The organism is Mycolicibacterium hippocampi, assembly GCF_010723735.1.
Classification (GTDB): domain Bacteria; phylum Actinomycetota; class Actinomycetes; order Mycobacteriales; family Mycobacteriaceae; genus Mycobacterium; species Mycobacterium hippocampi.
Window position 1 is genome coordinate 3,834,402 of sequence record NZ_BLLB01000002.1, and the last position, 20,818, is coordinate 3,855,219.

The window sequence follows — 20,818 nt, forward strand, 5'->3', positions numbered from 1 at the left end:
CATTCTGACCCGGGCTATGTTCGGCCAGTGGAGAAAGTCATCATCACGTTGCGGGGTACACCTGGGGACGACGCGTGGTGCACCCGCCTGCGCACCGAAGTCGGCCGGGCACTGCTCGACACGGGCGCACCGGGACTGGCGATCAATGTCCGCGACTCGGTCGTCACCGACTCGCTGATGACGCTGACCACCATGGATCCACCGGTGATCGCATTGGTCAGCATCTGGACCCAGCAGTCCTATGGCAGTCAGATCAGCACGGCGACAGCGCTTTTGGCCGATCTCTGCGACGAGGTATCGGCGTATCTGGTGACCGAGTCGGTGCCACTGGCACCTCCGGACACGGTCGCCGGGGAGCGCAGTCCGGGCTTCGCGAACGTGGCGCTGCTGCGCCGGCCCGCCGAGTTGGACGAAGCGACCTGGCTGTCGCGCTGGCAGCAGGACCACACGCAGGTGGCCATCGACACCCAGTCGACGTTCGGCTACACGCAGAACACCGTCGTGCGTACGCTCACCGCCGGCGCCGCGCCGATCTCGGCGATCGTCGAGGAACTGTTCCCGATCGAGGCCACGTCCGATCTGCACGCGTTCTTCGGTGCGGCCGACGACGACGACCTCAGCGACCGGATGTCGCGAATGGTGGCCAGCACGTCGGCATTCGGCGCCAACCGTGACGTGGACACGGTCCCGACGAGCCGCTATGTGCTGCGCAGTCCCTTCTCGACGGCCGATACGCTGTCGCGGTGACTCTGCAGATCAGCGACGACAACCGGGTCCGCACCCTGATCCTGGACCGGCCCGAGGCCCTCAACGCGTTCAACGAGGAGCTCTACCTCGCGACGGCGACCGCGCTGCGTGATGCCGCCGATGACCCGGACGTCGCGGTGGTGCTGCTCACCGGAGCCGGCCGCGCGTTCAGCGCGGGCAACGACCTCAAGGAGATGGCGGCCCGCATCGCGGATTCCTCGCTGAGTTCGCAGGGCAGCCATTTCTCCACGATGATCAGCGCGCTCACTGAACTGCCGAAGCCGCTGATCTGTGCTGTCAACGGGGTGGGGCTCGGCATCGGGACGACGATCCTGGGCTACGCCGATCTGGTGTTCATGTCCTCGACCGCCCGGCTGAAGTGCCCGTTCACCAGCCTCGGGGTGGCGCCGGAGGCGGCCTCGTCCTACCTGCTGCCGCAGCTGATCGGCAGACAGAACGCGGCGTGGTTGCTGCTGTCGTCGGAATGGGTCGACGCGCCGGAGGCCCATCGGATGGGTATCGCGTGGAAGGTGTGCGAGCCGGACGAACTGCTGCCGGAGGCGCGCAGGCACGCCGAGATCCTGGCGTCCCGCTCGATCCCGAGCCTGGTGGCGGTCAAGCAGACCATGGTCGCCCCGTACCGCCCCGGAATAGCCGCGGCAACCGACCTGGAGAACGCGCAGTTCATGGAGCTGCTCGGCGGTGCGGCCAACGCCGCTGCCCTGGCGGAATTCACCGGGCAGGGCAAGACCTGATCCGCTACCGGCTGACGCTCTGCTGAGCCGAGTCGACGGCCGCGAAATGCGCCTCGATCATCGCCCGCAGCGTGCGCCGGCACCGACCGCAGTCGCCACCGGCGCCACACGCCTCGGCGATCTCCCTGGACGTCCGCGCGCCCTTGGCCACGACTTCGCTGACCACGTGGCTCGTGGTTCCGGTGCACAGACATACGAACATCGTGGCGGCCCGCTATCCCTGCTCGCCGACGCTCATCAGATGGGCGAACCTGCCCACGAACCTGGTGGGGTAGGCCCCCAGGCCGGCGTTGGTCATCCACTCGGCGGCGGCGTCGGGATGCTCGATCCACTGCCGCGCGCTGACCTCGTCCTCGATCTCCTGCAGGATCAACACCTCGTGACCGTCGTCGAGCGCCCGGTAGACCCAGATCTTGCGGACACCCCCCGCTGCGAACCGCTCGAGCCCGTCGTGCACCTTGATCATCAGGGTGGGCACGTCTTCGACCGAGGACATCACGCCCACCACGACCCGACCGATGTGGTCCTCAGGTGTGGGAGGTCCCAGGTCGATCTTCTCCACGACCTCGCCACCGAAGATCGGCGGAATGTCATCGGCACCCGAGATGTCGAACCATTCAAAGATCGCCGGCGACCGCAAGACCTCACGAACTGAATGGGAATGCCGAATTCCGATGGTCACCAGAACTCGGCGCGGTTCCCATATCGATTCATACAGAACGACGTGGTGCGCTCCGATCGCGGACAACCCGTCGCGGTGCTTTTTGAGCCAGACCCACATTCGGTCGACATCATCGACGCGGAAATCACACGCGAGAATGAATGAGTGCAGATCGTACTCACCCATTGGTTATCCTTGCCTGACTTCGTCGCCGGTGAACAGTTAGCCGAGTCTAACCTTACTTAGCCTAGGCAGTCTAGACCAGGGGGCTGATCTGGCCACGGACGACACCTCCCAGTCGGCGGACGCCCCGAAAACACGCCGCCCACGGCGATAATGGCGCGCAATCGGTCACCGTTTTGCACTAGATTGGAAGTGCCCGCACACAGCCCGTGCAGATAGCGAACGCGTCAGTAATCAAGGTGTTTAGGAGCAGTCATGCAAGGCGATCCCGATGTTCTCAAGTTACTCAACGAGCAATTGACGAGCGAACTCACGGCGATCAATCAATACTTCCTGCATTCCAAGATGCAGGACAATTGGGGCTTCACCGAATTGGCGGCGTACACGCGCAAAGAATCATTCGAAGAAATGGTGCACGCCGAAGAGATCACCGATCGCATCCTCATTCTCGATGGTCTGCCCAACTACCAACGGCTGTTCTCCCTGAGGGTGGGCCAGACACTGCGCGAACAGTTCGAAGCAGACCTTGCGATCGAGTACGAGGTCGTCGAGCGCCTCAGGCCGGGCATCGTCATGTGCCGGGAGAAGGGCGACGCCACGTCGGCGAACCTCTTCGAGAAGATCCTGGCCGATGAGGAGCTGCACATCGACTACCTCGAGACGCAGCTGGAGCTGATGGGCAAGCTCGGCGAGGAGTTGTACTCGGCCCAGTGCGTGTCCCGACCTCCCAAGTAGGCGGTTCGAGGTAGCCGCCGGCGGGGAAGCCTGCCTGAGTCCGGTAACTTTCCTAGATCATCTAACGATGTATCCGGGAGTCCTCCGGTCGTCAGGAAGGTCAGGTCATGACGCCACCGACGCCCGCCTCCGTCACGGGTAGCGACACCGCCGCGCCGGTCAGTGCCCGCCGTCGCAACATCATCTTCGTCGCGGTCCTGCTGGGCATGCTGCTCGCTGCGCTGGACCAGACGATCGTGGCCACGGCGCTGCCGACCGTCGTCGCCGACCTCGGCGGTGCGGGTCACCAGTCCTGGGTCGTCACCAGCTACCTGCTGGCGTCGACGATCGTCACCGCGATCGTCGGGAAGCTCGGTGACCTGTTCGGCCGCAAAGTGGTGTTCGGCACCGCGATCGTGTTCTTCCTCGCCGGCTCGGTGCTGTGCGGGATCGCCTCGTCGATGACGATGCTCGTCGCGTCCCGTGCGCTGCAGGGGATCGGTGGCGGGGCCATCATGGTCACCGCGATGGCGCTGATCGGTGAGGTCATCCCGCTGCGTGACCGGGGCCGCTACCAGGGTGCTCTCGGTGCGGTGTTCGGTGTCACCACGGTGATCGGGCCGCTGCTCGGCGGCTACTTCACCGACCACCTGAGCTGGCGCTGGGCGTTCTGGATCAACATCCCCATCGCGGTCGTCGTGTTCGTCGTGGCGGTCGTCGCGATTCCGGCGCTGGCTGGTCGCACCCGCCCGGCCATCGACTTCGCCGGCATCGCACTGATCGGGGTGGGCGCCTCGGGACTGACGCTGGCCACCAGCTGGGGCGGCAGCACCTATCCGTGGTCGTCGCCGGTGATCATCGGGCTGTTCGTCAGCTCGGTGATCGCCCTGACGCTCTTCGTGCGGGTGGAGTTGCGCACCGCCGAGCCGATCCTGCCTATCCGGCTGTTCGCCAGCCCGGTGTTCACGGTGTGCTGCGTGCTCTCCTTCATCGTCGGTTTCGCCATGCTGGGGGCGCTGACCTTCCTGCCGACGTTCATGCAGTTCGTCGACGGGGTCTCGGCGACCGAGTCGGGCCTGCGCACGCTGCCCATGGTGGCGGGGCTGCTGATGACATCGATGGGCAGCGGGGTCCTGGTCAGCCGCACCGGCAGGTACAAGGTCTTCCCGGTGGTGGGTACCGCGGTGATGACGCTGGGATTCGTGCTGCTGTCCACCATGGACGCCACCACCCCGATGGTCGTGCAGAGCCTCTACCTGTTCGTGCTCGGTGCCGGGATCGGGCTCTGCATGCAGGTGCTGATCCTCATCGTGCAGAGCACCGCCGACTTCTCCGACCTCGGGGTCGCCACCTCGGGTGTCACGTTCTTCCGTACCATCGGAAGTTCTTTCGGCGCCGCGATCTTCGGTTCCCTGTTCGCCAATTTCCTCGGTGGCCGCATCGCGCCGGCTCTGGCCGCGGGTGGCGCGCCGCCGGTGGCCGCCGAGTCACCACAGGCGTTGCGTGAGCTCCCCGAGCAGATGGCAGCACCGATAGTGGCGGCCTATGCCGACTCCCTGGGGTTGGTGTTCCTGTGGGCGGCACCGGTGGCGTTGATCGGCTTCCTGGTGTCGCTCACCCTCAAACAAGTGCCGCTGCGTGAGATCGACACAGGGGCCGCGGTGGATCTGGGTGAGGGCTTCGGAATGCCGCAGACCGAGTCGCCGGAGGACATCCTGGAAACGGCCGTCGGCAGGCTGGTGCGGCAGTCGCCGAAGATCCGGCTGCGCAGCATCGCCGGGTTGCACGGTTGCGAAGCCGATGTGGCGTTGTTGTGGGCGTTGATCCAGATCTACCGGCAGAGCCAGGTCTTCGGCTCCGCGCGGTTGACCGAGATCGCCGAGCGGTTGCGTCTTCCCGTCGAGGTCCTCGAGCCGACTTTCGACCGGCTCGTCGACTCGGGTCACGCACTGCGCACCGGCGACCAGGTGTGGTTGACGCAGTCCGGCGCCCACCAGGTCGACGCCGCCTCCGCGGCGCTGGTCAGCAGGATCGTGGAGAAGTTGGCCTCGTCGCCGACGTTCGAGGGACGCCCGGACCGGGAGGACGTCGAGGCAGCGCTGGAGCGGATCGCGATGCGCCTGCTGGTGCAACGCGACTGGAACGACGACCGGACCGAACTCACCGCGGCCGGAAAGTGAAACACGTTACAATTCGCCGATGAGCCGAATCGGAGACTTCGCCGACGATGACGTGTCGGGTTTTGCCGTGAAATCACCCGACCTCGGTACCGCGATGGCGAAGTTCAGCCAGGCGGTCTACACGAAGGGCCGGCTGCCGCTGCGGGTCCGCGAGGCCGCCCGCATCGTCATCGCGCATGCCAACGAGTGCGTGGTCTGCCAGAACACCCGCGACGCCGACGGCCAGGCCGCCGGCGTGGACGAGGAACTCTACGACCACGCCACCGAGTGGCAGACCTGGCCCGGGTACAGCGACGCCGAACGCATCGCGATGGAGTTCGCCCACCGGTTCGCCACCGACCACACCGGACTGCGCGATGACGAGGACTTCTGGGAGCGCGCCAGGGCGCACTTCGACGATGAGCTGATGACCGATCTGGCCATCTCGTGTGCGATGTGGGTCGGCATGGGCCGGATGCTGCGGACGCTGGACATCGGCCAAAGCTGCAAGATCACGCTGTAAGCCCCGCCGTTCGACGGCACAATGACCGGCATGGCCGCCAAACCGCTTGCTGCTGCTGCCATCGCGCAGCTCGAATCCGACGGGGTCGCCACCCTGATCGGTACCGTGATCAACCCGGCCGGACTCATCCACGCCAAGACCGTTCCGCTGCGCAGGATGGGGGCGTTCGCCGAACCGGGTCTGGGCGCCAGCCCCGTCTGGCACGTGTTCGCCATCGACCAGGCCGGCATCGTGTTCGGGGATGCGATCGGTGTGGTGGGGGACCAGCGGATCCGCATCGATCTCGGCGCGCTCCGCATCCTCGGAGATGGATTGGCCTGGGCCCCAGGCTCGTTCTTCAACCAGGACGGATCGCCGGACCCGTACTGTGCGCGCGGAGCACTGTCGCGCCTGGAGGCGCGGTTGGCCGAGGCCGGGTTGAAGGCGCTGGTCGGCCATGAGATGGAGTTCGTGCTCGTGGGCCCCGGCGGCGAGCGACTGCCCTCACACCTGTGGGCGCAGTACGGCCTGGCCGGGGTGCTGGAACACGAAGGCTTCGTCCGAGACGTCACCAACGCCGCGACGGCGTCGGGGGTGGCCATCGAACAGTTCCATCCCGAATACGGCGCCAACCAGTTCGAGATCTCGCTGCCGCCCCAGTCGCCCGTTGCGGCCGCCGACCAACTGACGTTCCTGCGCATCATCGTCGGCCGGGTGGCCCGGCAGTACGGGATGCGGGCCAGCCTGTCGCCGGTACCTTTCGCCGGCAGCGTGGGTTCTGGTGCACATCAACATTTTTCGCTGACCCGCGATGATTCCCCGTTGTTCTCCGGAGGGGACGGGCCCGACGGTATCACCGCGGCGGGCGCCTCGGCGGTGGCCGGCGTGGTCGCGGGACTGGCACAAGCGCAGGGCGTACTGTGCGGATCCATCCTGTCGGGCCTGCGCATGCAGCCCGGCAGTTGGTCGGGAGCGTACGGGTGCTGGGGCACCGAGAACCGGGAGGCCGCGGTGCGCTTCCTTCCCGCCGGTCAGCCCAACCCGCACGGCGGCAACGTCGAGGTGAAGGTGATCGATCCGTCGGCCAATCCGTACCTCGCGTCGGCGGCGATCCTCGGCCTGGCGCTCGACGGCATCAACCGCGAACTGGTCGCGCCGGAACAGGTCAACGTCGACCCCTCGACACTGACCCAGGCGCAGCGCGACGAGGCAGGGATCGGCGTACTGACATCGAACCACTCGGAAACCATCAGCACGCTCGACCAATCCTCCTTGCTGCGCGGCATTCTCGGCGATCAAATGGTCGACACCGTGGTCGCGGTGCGGCGCTACGAACACGACAACTACGGCGAACTGCAGCCAGAGCAGCTCACCGAGCGGTTCCGCCTCGCATGGAGCGTGTGAGTGACAGCGCTGCGCGAGCACATCGAGGCAGTGCCGCTGGTCGACCATCATGTGCACGGCTGCTGGCTCGCCCCCGCTGACCGCAGCCGGTTCGAGAACGCACTCAACGAGGCCAACACCGAGCCGCTCGCGGCCTTCGACTCCGGCTTCGACACCCAGCTGGGTTTCGCCGTCCGGGCCCGGTGCAGCCCACTGCTCGGCATCTCCCCGCACGCGGACGCCGACACCTACTGGCGGCACCGCAGCGGACTGCCCGAGCCCGAGCTGGCCGGGATGTTCCTGCGAGCGGCACAGGTTTCCGACTGGCTGGTGGACACCGGATTCGCTGCCGGCGTGGCCGATCTCGACGAGATGGGCGCGCTCGGAGCCGGCCGGGTTCACGAAGTCGTCCGGTTGGAGTCGGTCGCCGAAGAGGCCGCGGCCGCGCCCGGGGACTACGCCGCGGCGTTCGAGGACCTGCTGTGGCGGCGCACCCGCGATGCCGTGGCGACCAAGTCGATCCTGGCCTACCGCGGCGGCTTCGTCGGCGATCTGTCCGATCCGGCACCGGCCGAGGTCGCCGAGGCCGCCGCCCGCTGGCGCGACGCGGGTGGCACCCGGCTCGACGATCGGGTGCTGCTGCGCTTCGGGCTGCACCGGGCGCTGCGGCTCGGCAAGCCGCTGCAGTTCCATGTCGGGCTCGGCGACCGCGACTGCGACCTGCACGCCGCCAATCCCAGTCACCTGCTCGACTTCCTGCGGGTCAGCGGTGACACACCGGTGATGCTGCTGCACTGCTACCCCTACGAGCGCGAGGCCGGTTACCTGGCTCAGGCGTTCAACAACGTCTATCTCGACGGCGGACTGGCCGTCAACCACCTCGGTGCCCGCTCGGCCGACTTCATCGGCCGGCTGCTCGAGCTGGCACCGTTCCGCAAGATCCTGTACTCCTCAGACGGATTCGGTCCGGCGGAACTGCACTACCTCGGCGCGCGGTTGTGGCGCGCCGGCCTCGCGGCCGCGTTGACGCGCTTCGTCGACGCCGACGAATGGAGCCGGGCCGACGCCGTCAGGGTCGTCGACCTGATCGCGCACGAAAATGCCCGGCGGGTCTATGAATTGGACGATGCTTGACAATATACAACCTGCTGGTTGTATATTGTCCCAGTGATCGAACTTGACGAAGGGCGGGTGGACGCGCTCTTCCACGCCCTTGCCGACCGGACCCGGCGTGACATCATGCGCCGAGTGCTCGCCGGTGAACACTCGGTCTCAACGCTCGCGGCGTCCTATGACATGAGCTTCGCCGCAGTGCAGAAGCACGTCGCCGTGCTCGACCGCGCCGGACTGCTCACCAAGCGGCGCCACGGCCGCGAGCAGCTGGCCAGCGGCGATGTCACGACGGTGCGGTCGGTGGCGTCTCTGCTCGGTGAGCTGGAGCAGATCTGGCGCGGCCGCATCGCCCGCATCGACGAGCTCATCGCTTCGGATTCGACCCACCGGAAGGACTGACCATGCCCGTGACCGAAACACACCAGGATCTCGAGAACCGGACACTGACCATCATTGCCGACTTCGCCGCACCGGTGGAACGGGTCTGGCAGGTCTACGCCGATCCGCGCCAACTCGAGAAAATCTGGGGCCCACCGGAATATCCGGCAACCTTCGTCGACCACGACCTACGGCCCGGCGGGCGGGTGACCTACTTCATGACCGGCCCGGACGGCGACAAGTATGCCGGCTATTGGCACGTCACAGTGGTGGACGAGCCGCGCAGCTTCTCCTTCGACGACGGATTCGCCGACCTCGACTTCAGCCCGAATCCGAACCTGCCGGTGTCGAAGAACGTCTTCACCTTCACCGCCCACAACGGCGGCACCCGGGCCACGTTCGTGAGCACCTATTCCTCCACCGAGGCCATGCAGCAAGTCTTGCATATGGGCATGGTCGAGGGCGCCACCTCGGCCATCAACCAGATCGACGCGCTGCTGGCGTCTTAGCAACCAGCGAACCCGGGAATCGCCCGCCCGCTCACACCATGCCGGTCGCGTCGAAGACCCACGACATGTCCGCCTCTGCGAAGTCGGCCAGCCACGTGGGGGGTGCGTTGTTGGCCAGCGCCCCCATGTCCCAGTAGTCCTTCCACAACGTGATCTTGCCGTTCTGCACGCGGTGCACGGTGACGAACTGCAGAACCGCTGATTCGCCTGTGGGCCAATGCCATTCCTCGTGGTGCTCGTACATGACGTCGTCACCGTCGCCGACCATCAGGCCGTCGAAGTTCTGGTAGGAGGCCAGCGGCTCGAGGCCGATCTTGAGTCGTTTGACGATGTCGTCGGGCCCGCGCGCAGCCGCGGCCGGCCCGACCGGCATGTCCAGATAGATGCAGTCGGGGGCCAGGTAGGTCTTCAGCGCCTCCCAGTCCCGCGCCGACAGCGCCCGCCACATGGCGTACACCGTTTCCTGCTCGGGCGTGACGTCGGGGACCTCGTCAACCGACATGGGCCAACACACTTTCCGGCGCGCCCAGGGCCGGCGCCTTGTGAGCGGCACGCAGGAAGCGTCCGGTGCGATGCGTCCCCACCAACTCGGTGAGCTCACCGTCGAGGAACACCGCCCGGCCCCCGACGAAGACCGCGGTCACGGTGTCGTCGTTGCGATTGACCATCCGTGACAGACCGCCGTACTGCGCCACCTCTTCTTCGGCGTAACGGTCCAGCACCTCGTCGAGGTGTTCGGGGTCGATGACGACGACATCAGCGCGGTCGCCGACCCGTAGGTGGCCGGCGTCGATGCGGTACCAGTCGGCCAGCTCGCCGGTGAGCCGGTGCACGGCGTGCTCGATGCTCATGAACGGCCGGCCGGCGCGTTCTGCGTCCCTGACGTGGCGCAGCAACCGCAGGCCCATGTTGTAGAAGGCCATGTTGCGCAGGTGGGCTCCGGCATCCGAGAAGCCCATCTGGATACCGGAGTCGCGGGCGAGCTTCTTGAGCACCTCCGGGCGGTGGTTGGAGATCGTGGTGCGCCACCGCAGCGCGTGGGCGTGCTCGACCACCAGGTCGAGGAACGCGTCCACCGGGTGCACACCGCCGCGGTCGCGGCCCACCTGCCCGAACGACTTTCCGATCACCGAGGTGTCGGGGCAGTCGACGATCTCGGCGTCGAAGAAGTCGCGGTGCCACACCCGCAGCCCGAACTTGCTCTCGTACTCCTTGCGGAACCGTCGCCGATAGGCCTCGTCCTCGAGCAGCTCGTTGCGCTCCACCTCATCTCGCAAGTGCAGCGCCGCCGCGCCTGCGCCGAACTCCTCGAAGATGACGAGGTCGATGCCGTCGGCGTACACCTCGAACGGCACCGGTAGATGTTGCCAGCGGAAGTTCCCGCCCAGCCGGTTGATCAGCCGGGCGGCGGGCCCCAGCATCTTGACCGCGATCGGGTTGGACTTCACGTCGGCGGCCGACAGCAGGCTGGTCTTGAGGGGATTGCGGATGATGCCGAGCGATTGGAGAAGCTGTGATCCCAGGTTCGCCGGGTTCTCGATGTCGGGTCCGGACTGCAGGATTCGGCCGGAGCGGCGCAGCAGGGACTTCAGCCGGCGCAGTTCGCGCGGTTTCGCGTAGGTCGACGGCAGGGTGCGCGACCGGCAGACCTCACCGTCCAACTTGTCGAAGAGCAGCTGCTGGGAGGACATTCCCACGAAGCCGGCGGCCAGCGCCTCGGCGAGCATCGCCTCCATCCGCGCCTGCTCGCCTCTGGTCGGACGCTCGTCCTTGCGGGTGGCGCGGTCCAGACCCATCGTCGCGGCACGCATGTCGGAGTGACCGAGGAACGCGGCGATGTTGGGGCCCAGCGGGCGCGACTCCAGAGCCGCGATGTACTCCTCGCCATCGGACCAGGTCTTGTGATGGTCCACGGTGTCGATGACGTACTCGCGGGGGATGGCCTCGACCCGGCCGAAGATGTCTCCGGCGTCGGATCCGTCGACGTAGACCGTCGACAACGAACACGACCCGAGCATCACCGTGGTGACGCCGTGACGCAGTGACTCCGACAGCGACGGCCCGCCGAGCACTTCGACGTCGTAGTGCGTGTGGATGTCGAGCATCCCGGGCAGCACCCATTTCCCGGTGGCGTCGATCACCTGGGGGCAACCGGTCTCGTCGAGGTGGTCGGCGGTGACGGCGGCGACATGCCCGTCGCGGATGCCGATGGTGCGCACCGCCGAGGGCGCTCCGGTGCCATCGAACCACCGGCCGTTGCGGATGATCGTGTCGTAGCTCACTGCCCCATGGAACAGCCCGCGCAGGCGGGTGTCAACGAAATCGGTGAACAGATTTTCTCGAGTGTCTACTGTCCGATCTGAACTGCGGCGACGCCATCCGGCGCATAATCGGTCAGGTGACGCCGCTGCAGCGCTACATCGCCGAGGAGATCGCCACCGACCACGTCGACGGTCTGATGTCGCGCCGCGAAGCGTTGCGCCGGTTGGCGTTGCTCGGTGTCGGCACCGCCGCCGCCACGGCACTGATCGCGGCCTGCGGCGAGAACCAGCAGGGCGCCGACCCGCCCGCGGGGTCGGACACCGTCCCGCCTCAGAGTCCTCCGGCCGGCGCGGCCGCGACGCCGCCCGGCATGGACGCCGCGCTACCCACCGAGCCGATCACCTGGGCCGGACCGCGCGGCGAGCTGCAGGGCGCCTGGGCGGCGGCCCCGCAGCCCCGCGGCGGGATCCTGGTGATCCACGAGAACAAGGGCCTCAGCGACTGGGTCCGTTCGGTGGCGGGGCGGCTGGCGGGTGCTGGTTATTCGAGTCTGGCGATCGACCTTCTGTCCGGCCAGGGTGGCACCGCGACCTTCACCGATCCCGCCGAAGCCACCGCCGCGCTGGGCAATCTCGCCCCGGAAGAAATGCTCGCCGACCTGAAGTCGGGCATCGAGGAAGTGGCGCGCCGCACCCCGGGGGTTCAGTTGGCGGCGGTCGGGTTCTGCATGGGCGGCGGCCTGGTGTGGCGACTGCTGGCCGGCGGGGCGCCGGAGCTGGCTGCCGCCTTCCCGTTTTACGGCCCCACCCCCGAGAATCCCGACTTCTCCGGTTCCCAGGACGTCGCGGTGCTGGGCTTCTACGGCGAACTCGATCAGCGGGTCAACGCCACCGAGCCCACCGCCGCGGCGGCGCTGCAGGAAGCGGGTCTGGTCCACGAACTCGTCACCGAACCGGGCGCCAACCACGCCTTCTTCAACGACACCGGGGACAGGTACGACGCCGCCGCGGCCGCCGACGCGTGGCGCAGGACGCTGGACTGGCTGAACACCCACGTCGGCTGACCCGCACCGACCGGCAACCCGCCGTTGGGCCCGCAGCCGGCTCGGCGTTGCCCACCGCACATGCGGTCGGGATCTGATCTAGCCATGCGGGTGGTCCAGGTGGCGAATTTCTACGGCCCGCGTTCCGGCGGGTTGCGCACCGCCGTGGATCGTCTCGGTGCCGAGTACGTCGCCGCCGGACACACCGTGTTCCTCATCGTGCCGGGGCGCTACGCCCAGGCGGTGACACTTCCGTCGGGGGTGGTCCGGATCTCCCTGCCCGCCAGGCTCATTCCGCTCACCGGCGGCTACCGCGCGGTGTTGCCCGGCCCGGTCACCGACCTGCTCGAGCGGTTGCGTCCCGACGCACTTGAGGTCTCGGACCGACTCACGCTGCGTTCCCTGGGAGGCTGGGGACGCCGCCACGGCGCGTCGACGGTGATGATCTCCCACGAACGTCTGGACCGACTGGTGGGACAGATCCTGCCCGTGCCACTGGCGCGGACGGTCGCCGACGCCGCCAACCGGCGCACCGCCGCCAACTACGATGCCGTGGTCTGCACCACCGAGTTCGCCCGCGAGGAGTTCGACCGGATCGGCGCGACGAACCTGGTGACGGTACCGCTGGGGGTCGACCTCGACCAGTTCCACCCGCGTCGGCGCTCGGAGGCGGTCCGCGAGCGCTGGGCCGGCCAGAACCAGTTGCTGCTGGTGCACTGCGGGCGGTTGTCGGTCGAGAAACACGCCCACCGCAGCATCGACACCGTCGCCGCACTGCGTGACTCGGGCGTGGATGCCCGGCTGGTCGTGGTCGGGGAGGGGCCGCAGCGGGCCCGGTTACAACGCCAGGCGGCACGACTGCCCGTCACCTTCACCGGTTTCATCGGATGCCGCGATACCGTCGCCGGCATTCTGGCCAGCGCCGACATCGCCCTCGCGCCGGGCCCGCACGAGACGTTCGGGCTGGCCGCGCTCGAAGCGCTGGCCTGCGGCACCCCGGCGGTGGTGTCCCGGACGTCCGCGCTGGCCGAAATCCTCACCACCGACAGCGGCGCCACCGCCGACAACGACGCCGGCGCGATCGCCGGTGCCGTCACCGCGGTCCTGAGCCGTCCGGAGTCGCAGCGCCGGCGCAGTGCGCGAAGACGGGCCGAGCAGTTCAGCTGGCCGCGCTCGGCGGCCGGGATGCTCCGCGCCCTCGGAGCAGAGTGACGCTGTGCTGCTCGATGACCCTGTGCTGCTCATTGACCCTGTGCTGCTCATTGCCTGACATCTGCGCACCGACGTGACCTACGATCCAGGGATGTTCCGCACGTTCGCCGTCGTGGCGGCCACGACGCTGGTGTTCGGCTCGACCGCTGCGGTCGCGGGCGCCCAGCCGGCCCCTTCGGCATGCAACTACGAGCTGACCGCCCCCACCGTGGTGAACGTGTCCGGTACCGACATGGTCACCGCCACCGTGTCCCCGAAGGCATGCGACGGTGCGGTCACCTTCCAGACGGTGGCGTGCATCCAGATGCAGGGCAGTGACAGCGCCGGCCAGTGCGTACAGGGCAAGGGCATCCTGCCCGCCCAGGTGTACTTCCAGCCGTACCGGCCCGGCGCGACCTACACCGCGACGGGGCGCGGATGTGCGGCCAAGGGCAATCCGCCGCAGACGTACTGCCAGGAGAACGGACCGATCACCGCAACGCTCTGACCGGCGCCCGCGCTGGTTTAACGCGGACTCCACCCGGGCATCCCGCGTGTCGACGGGACCGTCGACCTGACCGGCCCCCGAACACAAGGAGCCGGCATGGACAGCAACAGCACGATCTGGATCGTGGTCGCCGTCGTCGTCGCGATCATCGTCATCGGCGCCGTGGTGTTCGCCGCGAAGAAGGCCCGTGACGGACGCCGCCGGCAGGAAGCCGACCGCATCCGCGAAGAGGTCGACCACGACACCCACCGGGTGGAGAAGCGAGCGGCTCTGCTCGAGGAGACCGAGGCCAAGGCGCGAGCGGCCAAGGCCGAAGCCGACGCCAAGGCCGCCGAGGCTGCGCGGCTGGCGGACACCGCCACCACGCACCGCGATTCGGTCACCACGTCCCGCGAAGACCTCGCGGCCCGCCGCGAACACGCCGACAAGCTCGATCCCCGGGTCACCCGGGATGCTACGAAGGATTCGGAGACCGGCACCGCGGAGCAGATGAAGCCGGACTCCTCGCCGCGTTAGTCGTTCCAGGACACCGGCAGCCGCTTGATCCCGTGGATGAAGGCCGAATGCAAGCGGTCCGGTTCCGAGGTGGCCCGGATGCCGGGCACCCGGCGGTGCATCTCCTCGAACGCGACGGTGATCTCACGGCGGGCGAGGTTGGCGCCCAGGCAGAAGTGGGCGCCGCCACCGCCGAAGCCGAGATGCGGATTGGGATGACGGCGAACGTCGAACGTCCACGGGTCGACGAACTTGGACTCGTCACGGTTGGCTGAGCCGTACCAGAGTGTGACCTTGTCTCCCGCAGCCATTCTCGCGCCGCCGAGTTCCACCTCCCGGGTGGTGGTGCGGCGCATGTAGGCCACCGGCGAGGCCCACCGCACGACCTCTTCGACGGCAGTCGGCGCCACCGCGTCGTAGTCCGACCACCAGATGTCGCGCTGCTCGGGGAACCGGCTCAGCGCCAGCACGCCGTGGCTGATCGCGTTGCGGGTGGTTTCGTTGCCGGCCACCACCAGCAGGATGAAGAACGAGGCGACCTCTGCGGAGGTGAGCCGCTCACCGTCGAGCTCGGCCTCGACCAGGCTGGTCGTCAGGTCGTCGCCGGGCCGTTCCCGACGATCCTCGGCAAGTTCTTTGGCGTAGGCTCCGATCGCCATGGCCACGGCGACGAAGTCGTCGAAGTCGGTGGCGATGTCTGGATCACCGAAGCCCAGGATCACGTTGGTCCAGTGGAAGATCCGTGCGTGGTCCTGCTCGGGGATGCCCATCATGTCGCAGATGATCTGCAGCGGAAGCGGACCGGCGAGTTCCGAGACCAGTTCACCGTGGCCGTCGGGGTTGGCGGTGACCATCTCCTCGACCAGGCGCCGCGCCCGCTGCCGCACCGAATCCTCGATCATCGCGAGCACCCTGGGGGTGAACGCGCTGCGCACGATGTTGCGCAACCGGGTGTGTCGGGGGTCGTCCATTGCAATCATCGAGCCGAAGTACTCGTTGAGCTCAGGTGTCTGGTCACCGATCGTGATGCCGAGCGCCGAACTGAAGATCTCGGGATGACGGCTGGCGTAGAACACGTCGTCGTAGCGGGTCAACGCCCAGTGCCCGGCGACCTCGGCGTCGTCGTCGACGACGAACGACTCGTGGAAGGTGATCGGCGCTTCGCGCCGCAGCGTGGCGAACGCCCCGTCCCGGATGTCGTCGTCGAGTCCCCAGAAATCCCACGTGCCCAGATCGATGCCGGACAACGGGACGTCAGGCGGAGCGGTGCCGTTGGTTCGGGCGACGCCCGTTCTCAAGCCCATGCGCGCCCAGCGTAGCCTCACGGCCGGGCTTCGTGCCCTTTTCTGCCATGGGTGCGACGACGCTCTTTCATCCGCGCCTCATGCAGGTGACGGACACCGTCGGTGAGCTCGTCACGTACCTGACGCTCGTGCCCACGCAGCCGCGACCAGTAGGTGTCGTCGAACTCCTCGACCACCTGGAACGTCCATCGACCCTCGATCACGTTGCGCCCGATCATGTCGGTCTCGAGCCGCTCGGCAGCGGCGTCGGCGCCTGCCTCACGCAGCGCGTCACACGCCTCGCCGAGCAGCAGGTCGGCGTGCCCCATCAGTTGATGGAACGAATAGAGGTGGCCCCTCGCGCGTTCGACGAACTCCAGCGCCTCGGTCACCTTGCCGACGGCATCGGCCACATCGTCGGCCACGTCATCACCCACATCGCTCACCGAGGTCCCCCCTCCGTATCCGAGGTCGGGCCGGGGCGGCCCTCCGTATCCGAGGTCGGGCCACGGCCCTCCGTATCCGAGGTCGGGCCGGGGCCCTCCGCCACGCTCTTTATCCGCTCCAGCGTTCTGCGCATGTCCCGCAGGTTGCGACGGCGCCGCAGCTGGCCGCCCAGCACCGAGTACAACGACATCAGCACGTTCTGGTTCAGCCGGAACGACTCAGTGACGTCGGTGGCCGAACCCGCCGGTGTCAGCTGGTAGTGCCAGTTGTTGACCGCCCGGTCGCCGACGAGGACCTCGAAGCCGAACGCGCGCCCCGGGTCACAGGCGGTGACCCGACACGTCGTCCAGTAGACCGGGCCGATCTCATTGCGGCGCACGTGGCCGCGGAAGCGTGCGCCCAGTGCAGGGCCGGTGGCGCCGTCGAGCCATTCCGCCTCGAACGTCTCCGGCGAGAACGAGCCGGTGTTGCGGACGTCGGCGATCAACTCCCAGATCCGCTCCGCCGGCGCGGCCATCGTCACCGTCACCGCACCCTGCATCTGCGCACTCCCTCCATCACCGGTCCGACTCCCGCTCGTCCTCGGGGACGGGAATGGCCTGTTCGATGAGATCGGCTTCGCTGGCTTGCCAGTCGCGGTCCTCCGAGACCCGCTGTGTATCACTCCACGAGTCGTCTTCGGTGTTGTCGATCGGGACGCGCTGTTCGGCCACGTCGGCTTCGGCGGCAGCACCGAGTGGGTCGCGGTCTGGTGTCGTCATGAGTGCTCCCTGTTGGTGGTCGGTGGCGGACGGACGTCGCGGCGTGCTCCGTCCGTGCTCCGGTGTACCCGCTCGGGCGCCGGCCCGCACCCGACAGACGTTCCCGTTTGGTCACCGGTGACGGTTGCTGCGCGCGGCGACCTAGTGATTCACTGAACGGGGTCGCTCTCGGGTATTGTGCGTGAGTTGCGCAGACGACGTACAGGCCCTCAAGCCGGGCGGGGCCGACCATGACCATCGACCATCATCCCGAATCTCAAAGGCTTGTAATTTGCCAAGAATCACCGAAGGCGCTCAGAACCTGAAGCCACACTTCGAAGACGTGCAGTCGCATTACGACCTGTCCGACGACTTCTACAGGTTGTTCCTCGATCCCACGCAGACCTACAGCTGCGCGTACTTCGAGCGCGATGACATGACGCTCGAAGAGGCGCAGATCGCCAAGATCGATCTGTCCCTCGGCAAGCTCGGACTCGAACCCGGGATGACGCTCCTCGACATCGGTTGCGGCTGGGGTGCGACTTTGCTGCGCGCGATCGAGAAATACGACGTCAACGTCGTCGGCCTGACGCTCAGCGAGAATCAGAAGGCACACGTCGAGAAGGCTCTCGAGGCGCAGGGCAGCCCTCGGTCCAAGCGGGTGCTGCTGCAGGGCTGGGAGCAGTTCGACGAGCCGGTCGACCGGATCGTGTCCATCGGTGCGTTCGAGCACTTCGGGCGCGACCGCTATGACGAGTTCTTCAAGATGGCCTACCGGGTGTTGCCCGACGACGGGGTGATGATGCTGCACACCATCATCAAGCCCACCGACGAGGAGTTCACCGACCGCGGCCTGAAGCTCACGATGAGCATCGTGCGGTTCTCGAAGTTCATCATGGACGAGATCTTCCCGGGCGGGGACCTGCCGAAGCCGACCACCGTCGAGGAGCACGCGACCAAGGCCGGATTCCGGCTGACCCGGGCGCAGCGGCTGCGGGAGCACTACGCGAAAACCCTCGACATCTGGGCGGATGCGTTGCGCTCGCGTGAGGACGAGGCCGTCGCCATCCAGTCCCGCGAGGTCTACGACCGGTACATGAAGTACCTCACCGGCTGCGCGGACCTGTTCCGCGGCGGCTACACCGACATCTGCCAGTTCACCCTGAAGAAGGGCTGATGTCCCGGTAGGAGCGCGCCGGCTGCCCGGGTGCGGCCTCGGCGGCGTCCCGGCGTCGCGCCGCCATCCCTGCGAGGGCCTCGAACACCACCCGGTGCGCTGCGTTGACCGTAAGCTCCGCGTGGTCGTATGCCGGTGCCACCTCGACGACGTCGACGCCGACGACGTCGTGCTCGTAGCAGAGTTGGCGCACCATCCGCAGCAAGTCCGCGCTGGTGATGCCGCCAGGCTCCGGGGTTCCGGTACCGGGTGCGTGTGCCGGGTCGAGCACGTCGATGTCGACTGAGACGTAGAGCTTGTCGGCCTTGGCCAGCGCTTCCCCCACCGCGTCGCGCATGACGGCTTTGAATCCGCGCTCCCAGATCTCCTGCATCGTGTGCCAGGTCATCTTCTGCTCGAGCATCCACTCGAACGTGTCCTGCGGCGGCCAGTAGCCCCGCAGGCCCACCTGGACGAAATGCGACCCCGGAACAGCACCCGACTCGATCAGCCGGCGCATCGGGGTGCCGTGGCTGGCCAGGTTGCCCTCGATCTCGTCGGCGGTGTCCGCGTGCGCGTCGAAGTGGACGATGCCGACATTGCCGTAGCCATGCACATCGGCGACCGCGGTGGCCGCCGGCCACGTGATGGAATGGTCACCGCCCAGGATCACCGGAACGATGCCGCGCTCGGCCAGGGTGTGCACCCGTTCCCGAATGTTGTTGTGGGAGACATCGGTTTGGCCGTGCGGACAATAGGCGTCGCCGAAGTCGACGACCTCGAGCCAGTCGAAGATCTCCAGGCCGAGATCCATGTGGTAGGTGCCCGGCTCATAGGCGGTCGCCCGGATCGCCCGCGGGCCGAACCGGGCTCCCGGACGGTTGGTGGTCCCGATGTCGAACGGTGCACCCACGATGGCGGCGTCCGGTTTCCACTCGTCGAGCTGTGCCACCTCGGTCAGAAACGGACGATGCCCGAACGAGGCCAGCCCCGCATAGGCGAGGTCGAGTTGCTCGGCCATTCCCGGCGGGATCTCGCGGCGGTGATCGTGGTCATGCCCCATGGGCATGACCGTACCGCTCAGAGGGTTCCCGAACCGCTCAACGCAGCACGCATCGAATCCGGGATCGGCCGTTTCGCCCAATCCTCGGTCGACACGACGACGTAGATGGTGTGCCCCCGCACCGCCAACCGCTCGTCTGATCCCGCGGTCGTGCTGCACACCCCGAACCCGACCGTGAAACTCGTCGTGCCGACCCGGGTGCACTCGGCGGTGACCCGCACCTCATCGCGCCAGCGCACCGGAGCCAGGAAGTCGATCTCGCTGTGCACCACCTGGAAGTCGTAGCCGGTCGCGATCAGCTCCGGGTACCCGACGCCCAGATGGTCGAGCAGTCCGGTGCACGCCTCGTCGAACCAGGTCAGGTAGTGCCCGTTGAACACCACGCCCTGCTGGTCGACCTCGGCATAGCGGGGAACGATCGGCAGCGAGAACTGGTTCACTCCGATCACCCTAACCACGTTGCCCGCGGCGCCGGCCCGGTGCCGCAGACTTGAGCGATGAAGCTCGTGACGATCGACGACATCCGTATCGCCGCAGACCGGATCCGACCCCACGTGGTGCGCACGCCGCTGCTGGCGGCGCGGTGGGGTGACGGCCGGCGCCCGCTGTGGGTCAAGCCCGAGAACCTGCAACCGGTCGGCGCGTTCAAGGTGCGCGGCGCGTTCAACGCGATCTCGGCCCTGACCGGTTCGGCCGCCACCGGCGACGGGCCCACCGTCGTCGCCTACTCGAGCGGCAACCATGCCCAGGCAGTGGCGTACGCGGCGGCGGCGCACGGACTGACGGCTCACATCGTGATGCCCGAGGAAACGCCGAAAATCAAGGTGCAGGCCACCCGCGAGTACGGAGCGCAGGTCGTGTTGTGCGCGGCAGGGGAGCGGGAGACGGTCGCGGCGCAGGTGCTTGCCGACACCGGTGGCGTGCTGATCCCGCCGTTCGACCATCCCGATGTCATCGCCGGGCAGGGCACGATCGGCCTGGAGATCGCGGCTGACCTGCCCGACGTGCAGAACGTGCTGATACCGGTCAGTGGTGGAGGGCTGGCGTCGGGCATCGGTGTGGCGATCCGGGCGCTGTGCCCGCAGGCGCGGATCTTCGGGATCGAACCCGAACTTGCCGGCGACACCGCTGCGGGATTGGCCTGTGGCCACCGGGTGGACTGGCCGATCGAGGACCGCAATCGCACCATCGCCGACGGTCTGCGGTCACAACCGTCGGATCTCACGTTCGCGCATCTGCAACAGGTCCTCGACGGGGTGATCACGGTGGCCGAGAGCGAGATCCGCGCGGCTGTCCGCGAGCTGGCGCACCGCGCCCACCTCGTGAGCGAACCCAGCGGCGCGGTCGCCCTGGCCGCGTACCGCAAGGGGGCGACGCCGCCCGGGCGCACGGTGCTCATCGTGTCCGGCGGGAACATCGAGCCGCAGATGTTGCAGCAGATCCTCGGCGAGAGCGCACCGGAGGAGATTTGACAGGTGTGCAATTGCGGGTGTGCAGAGGGTAGGGTCCACCCGGTATTTCCGTCAC

The 20,818-nt window shown here is 67.5% G+C and carries 24 protein-coding genes and 1 pseudogene; 15 read left to right on the top strand and 10 right to left on the bottom strand.

Annotated features, from left to right (window positions below; all coding sequences use genetic code 11):
- Positions 1–27 precede the first annotated feature (27 nt).
- Together G6N53_RS19425 and G6N53_RS19430 are read left to right on the top strand one after the other, a co-directional pair.
- On the top strand, positions 28–747 hold the full coding sequence (locus tag G6N53_RS19425) for an EthD domain-containing protein (protein WP_163891094.1): 720 nt from the start codon (positions 28–30) through the stop codon (positions 745–747).
- Positions 744–1,502, top strand: coding sequence for an enoyl-CoA hydratase/isomerase family protein (locus tag G6N53_RS19430; RefSeq protein ID WP_163891096.1), 759 nt, complete (start codon positions 744–746; stop codon positions 1,500–1,502). The genes G6N53_RS19425 and G6N53_RS19430 overlap by 4 nt, the downstream gene beginning before the upstream one ends.
- A gap of 4 nt (positions 1,503–1,506) precedes the next feature.
- Here the strand turns inward: G6N53_RS19430 and G6N53_RS19435 are convergent, their stop codons facing one another.
- Positions 1,507–1,704, bottom strand: coding sequence for a (2Fe-2S)-binding protein (locus G6N53_RS19435; RefSeq protein ID WP_159234610.1), 198 nt, complete (start codon positions 1,702–1,704; stop codon positions 1,507–1,509).
- Between the two features lie 12 nt (positions 1,705–1,716).
- Positions 1,717–2,349, bottom strand: a complete 633-nt coding sequence (locus G6N53_RS19440; RefSeq protein WP_163891098.1) for a fatty-acid--CoA ligase — start codon at positions 2,347–2,349, stop codon at positions 1,717–1,719.
- Positions 2,350–2,601: 252 nt separating this feature from the next.
- Between G6N53_RS19440 and bfr the strand changes: the two genes are divergently transcribed.
- The 7 genes from bfr to G6N53_RS19475 all read left to right on the top strand — a co-directional run bounded on the left by bfr (position 2,602) and on the right by G6N53_RS19475 (position 9,104).
- Complete coding sequence (gene bfr / locus G6N53_RS19445) at positions 2,602–3,081, top strand: bacterioferritin (RefSeq protein ID WP_163891100.1); 480 nt, start codon at positions 2,602–2,604, stop codon at positions 3,079–3,081.
- Positions 3,082–3,188: 107 nt separating this feature from the next.
- On the top strand, positions 3,189–5,240 hold the full coding sequence (locus tag G6N53_RS19450; protein ID WP_163891102.1) for an MDR family MFS transporter: 2,052 nt from the start codon (positions 3,189–3,191) through the stop codon (positions 5,238–5,240).
- Between the two features lie 19 nt (positions 5,241–5,259).
- Positions 5,260–5,742 (top strand): carboxymuconolactone decarboxylase family protein, encoded by a 483-nt coding sequence (locus G6N53_RS19455; RefSeq protein ID WP_163891104.1) that lies wholly within the window; start codon positions 5,260–5,262, stop codon positions 5,740–5,742.
- Positions 5,743–5,763: 21 nt separating this feature from the next.
- Positions 5,764–7,125: a type I glutamate--ammonia ligase gene (locus G6N53_RS19460; RefSeq protein WP_163891106.1), complete on the top strand. Its 1,362-nt coding sequence runs from the start codon at positions 5,764–5,766 to the stop codon at positions 7,123–7,125.
- Positions 7,126–8,238 carry an amidohydrolase family protein gene (locus G6N53_RS19465; protein ID WP_163891108.1) on the top strand — a complete coding sequence of 371 codons (1,113 nt, stop codon included), beginning with the start codon at positions 7,126–7,128 and terminating at the stop codon, positions 8,236–8,238.
- 33 nt (positions 8,239–8,271) lie between these two features.
- Entirely contained in the window at positions 8,272–8,616 is a 345-nt protein-coding gene (locus tag G6N53_RS19470) for an ArsR/SmtB family transcription factor (protein ID WP_163891110.1), read from the top strand.
- 2 nt (positions 8,617–8,618) lie between these two features.
- Positions 8,619–9,104, top strand: coding sequence for an SRPBCC family protein (locus G6N53_RS19475; protein ID WP_163891114.1), 486 nt, complete (start codon positions 8,619–8,621; stop codon positions 9,102–9,104).
- Between the two features lie 31 nt (positions 9,105–9,135).
- Here the strand turns inward: G6N53_RS19475 and G6N53_RS19480 are convergent, their stop codons facing one another.
- Positions 9,136–9,606 (bottom strand): nuclear transport factor 2 family protein, encoded by a 471-nt coding sequence (locus G6N53_RS19480; RefSeq protein ID WP_163891116.1) that lies wholly within the window; start codon positions 9,604–9,606, stop codon positions 9,136–9,138.
- A complete protein-coding gene (locus G6N53_RS19485; RefSeq protein ID WP_163891118.1) occupies positions 9,596–11,386 on the bottom strand; it encodes an N-acyl-D-amino-acid deacylase family protein in 1,791 nt (596 codons plus the stop codon). Before G6N53_RS19485 ends, G6N53_RS19480 begins: the two co-directional genes overlap by 11 nt.
- A 116-nt stretch (positions 11,387–11,502) precedes the next feature.
- Between G6N53_RS19485 and G6N53_RS19490 the strand changes: the two genes are divergently transcribed.
- The 4 genes from G6N53_RS19490 (at position 11,503) to G6N53_RS19505 (ending at position 14,623) form a co-directional block, all read left to right on the top strand.
- A complete protein-coding gene (locus G6N53_RS19490; protein ID WP_163891120.1) occupies positions 11,503–12,429 on the top strand; it encodes a dienelactone hydrolase family protein in 927 nt (308 codons plus the stop codon).
- Between the two features lie 84 nt (positions 12,430–12,513).
- Positions 12,514–13,620 (top strand): glycosyltransferase, encoded by a 1,107-nt coding sequence (locus G6N53_RS19495; RefSeq protein WP_163891122.1) that lies wholly within the window; start codon positions 12,514–12,516, stop codon positions 13,618–13,620.
- Between the two features lie 91 nt (positions 13,621–13,711).
- Positions 13,712–14,107, top strand: a complete 396-nt coding sequence (locus G6N53_RS19500) for a hypothetical protein (protein ID WP_163891125.1) — start codon at positions 13,712–13,714, stop codon at positions 14,105–14,107.
- A gap of 96 nt (positions 14,108–14,203) precedes the next feature.
- Complete coding sequence (locus tag G6N53_RS19505; protein ID WP_163891127.1) at positions 14,204–14,623, top strand: hypothetical protein; 420 nt, start codon at positions 14,204–14,206, stop codon at positions 14,621–14,623.
- On the opposite strand, the gene G6N53_RS19510 is transcribed toward G6N53_RS19505, so the two are convergent.
- The 4 genes and pseudogenes from G6N53_RS19510 to G6N53_RS19525 form a co-directional block, all read right to left on the bottom strand.
- Positions 14,620–15,906: a cytochrome P450 gene (locus G6N53_RS19510; RefSeq protein ID WP_163891129.1), complete on the bottom strand. Its 1,287-nt coding sequence runs from the start codon at positions 15,904–15,906 to the stop codon at positions 14,620–14,622. The genes G6N53_RS19505 and G6N53_RS19510 overlap by 4 nt on opposite strands.
- Positions 15,907–15,923: 17 nt before the next feature.
- The gene (locus tag G6N53_RS19515) at positions 15,924–16,331 is read right to left on the bottom strand and encodes a hypothetical protein (protein WP_205390417.1); all 408 of its coding nucleotides are present in this window, start codon (positions 16,329–16,331) and stop codon (positions 15,924–15,926) included.
- 92 nt (positions 16,332–16,423) lie between these two features.
- Positions 16,424–16,873: pseudogene (locus G6N53_RS19520) on the bottom strand (SRPBCC family protein); the annotation flags it as partial.
- A gap of 16 nt (positions 16,874–16,889) precedes the next feature.
- Entirely contained in the window at positions 16,890–17,093 is a 204-nt protein-coding gene (locus tag G6N53_RS19525; protein WP_163891133.1) for an Rv3202a family protein, read from the bottom strand.
- 271 nt (positions 17,094–17,364) lie between these two features.
- Here G6N53_RS19525 and G6N53_RS19530 point away from each other — a divergent pair, with 271 nt between their 5' ends.
- A complete protein-coding gene (locus G6N53_RS19530) occupies positions 17,365–18,249 on the top strand; it encodes a cyclopropane mycolic acid synthase family methyltransferase (RefSeq protein WP_163891135.1) in 885 nt (294 codons plus the stop codon).
- On the opposite strand, the gene speB is transcribed toward G6N53_RS19530, so the two are convergent.
- Positions 18,230–19,291 carry an agmatinase gene (gene speB, locus G6N53_RS19535; protein WP_163891137.1) on the bottom strand — a complete coding sequence of 354 codons (1,062 nt, stop codon included), beginning with the start codon at positions 19,289–19,291 and terminating at the stop codon, positions 18,230–18,232. The genes G6N53_RS19530 and speB overlap by 20 nt on opposite strands.
- A gap of 17 nt (positions 19,292–19,308) precedes the next feature.
- Positions 19,309–19,731 (bottom strand): acyl-CoA thioesterase, encoded by a 423-nt coding sequence (locus tag G6N53_RS19540; protein ID WP_163891138.1) that lies wholly within the window; start codon positions 19,729–19,731, stop codon positions 19,309–19,311.
- A gap of 57 nt (positions 19,732–19,788) precedes the next feature.
- Between G6N53_RS19540 and G6N53_RS19545 the strand changes: the two genes are divergently transcribed.
- Entirely contained in the window at positions 19,789–20,763 is a 975-nt protein-coding gene (locus tag G6N53_RS19545; RefSeq protein ID WP_163891140.1) for a threonine ammonia-lyase, read from the top strand.
- Positions 20,764–20,818 lie beyond the last annotated feature (55 nt).

Excerpts from the sequence above, each read along its gene's own strand:
- G6N53_RS19440 (WP_163891098.1), bottom strand. The coding sequence starts at position 2,349 with ATGGGTGAGTACGATCTGCACTCATTCATTCTCGCGTGTGATTTCCGC.
- speB (WP_163891137.1), bottom strand. The coding sequence starts at position 19,291 with ATGGGGCATGACCACGATCACCGCCGCGAGATCCCGCCGGGAATGGCC.
- G6N53_RS19435 (WP_159234610.1), bottom strand. The coding sequence starts at position 1,704 with ATGTTCGTATGTCTGTGCACCGGAACCACGAGCCACGTGGTCAGCGAA.
- bfr (WP_163891100.1), top strand. The coding sequence starts at position 2,602 with ATGCAAGGCGATCCCGATGTTCTCAAGTTACTCAACGAGCAATTGACG.
- G6N53_RS19505 (WP_163891127.1), top strand. The coding sequence starts at position 14,204 with ATGGACAGCAACAGCACGATCTGGATCGTGGTCGCCGTCGTCGTCGCG.
- G6N53_RS19510 (WP_163891129.1), bottom strand. The coding sequence starts at position 15,906 with ATGGGCTTGAGAACGGGCGTCGCCCGAACCAACGGCACCGCTCCGCCT.
- G6N53_RS19545 (WP_163891140.1), top strand. The coding sequence starts at position 19,789 with ATGAAGCTCGTGACGATCGACGACATCCGTATCGCCGCAGACCGGATC.
- G6N53_RS19525 (WP_163891133.1), bottom strand. The coding sequence starts at position 17,093 with ATGACGACACCAGACCGCGACCCACTCGGTGCTGCCGCCGAAGCCGAC.
- G6N53_RS19495 (WP_163891122.1), top strand. The coding sequence starts at position 12,514 with ATGCGGGTGGTCCAGGTGGCGAATTTCTACGGCCCGCGTTCCGGCGGG.
- G6N53_RS19480 (WP_163891116.1), bottom strand. The coding sequence starts at position 9,606 with ATGTCGGTTGACGAGGTCCCCGACGTCACGCCCGAGCAGGAAACGGTG.
- G6N53_RS19450 (WP_163891102.1), top strand. The coding sequence starts at position 3,189 with ATGACGCCACCGACGCCCGCCTCCGTCACGGGTAGCGACACCGCCGCG.
- G6N53_RS19455 (WP_163891104.1), top strand. The coding sequence starts at position 5,260 with ATGAGCCGAATCGGAGACTTCGCCGACGATGACGTGTCGGGTTTTGCC.
- G6N53_RS19475 (WP_163891114.1), top strand. The coding sequence starts at position 8,619 with ATGCCCGTGACCGAAACACACCAGGATCTCGAGAACCGGACACTGACC.
- G6N53_RS19500 (WP_163891125.1), top strand. The coding sequence starts at position 13,712 with ATGTTCCGCACGTTCGCCGTCGTGGCGGCCACGACGCTGGTGTTCGGC.
- G6N53_RS19460 (WP_163891106.1), top strand. The coding sequence starts at position 5,764 with ATGACCGGCATGGCCGCCAAACCGCTTGCTGCTGCTGCCATCGCGCAG.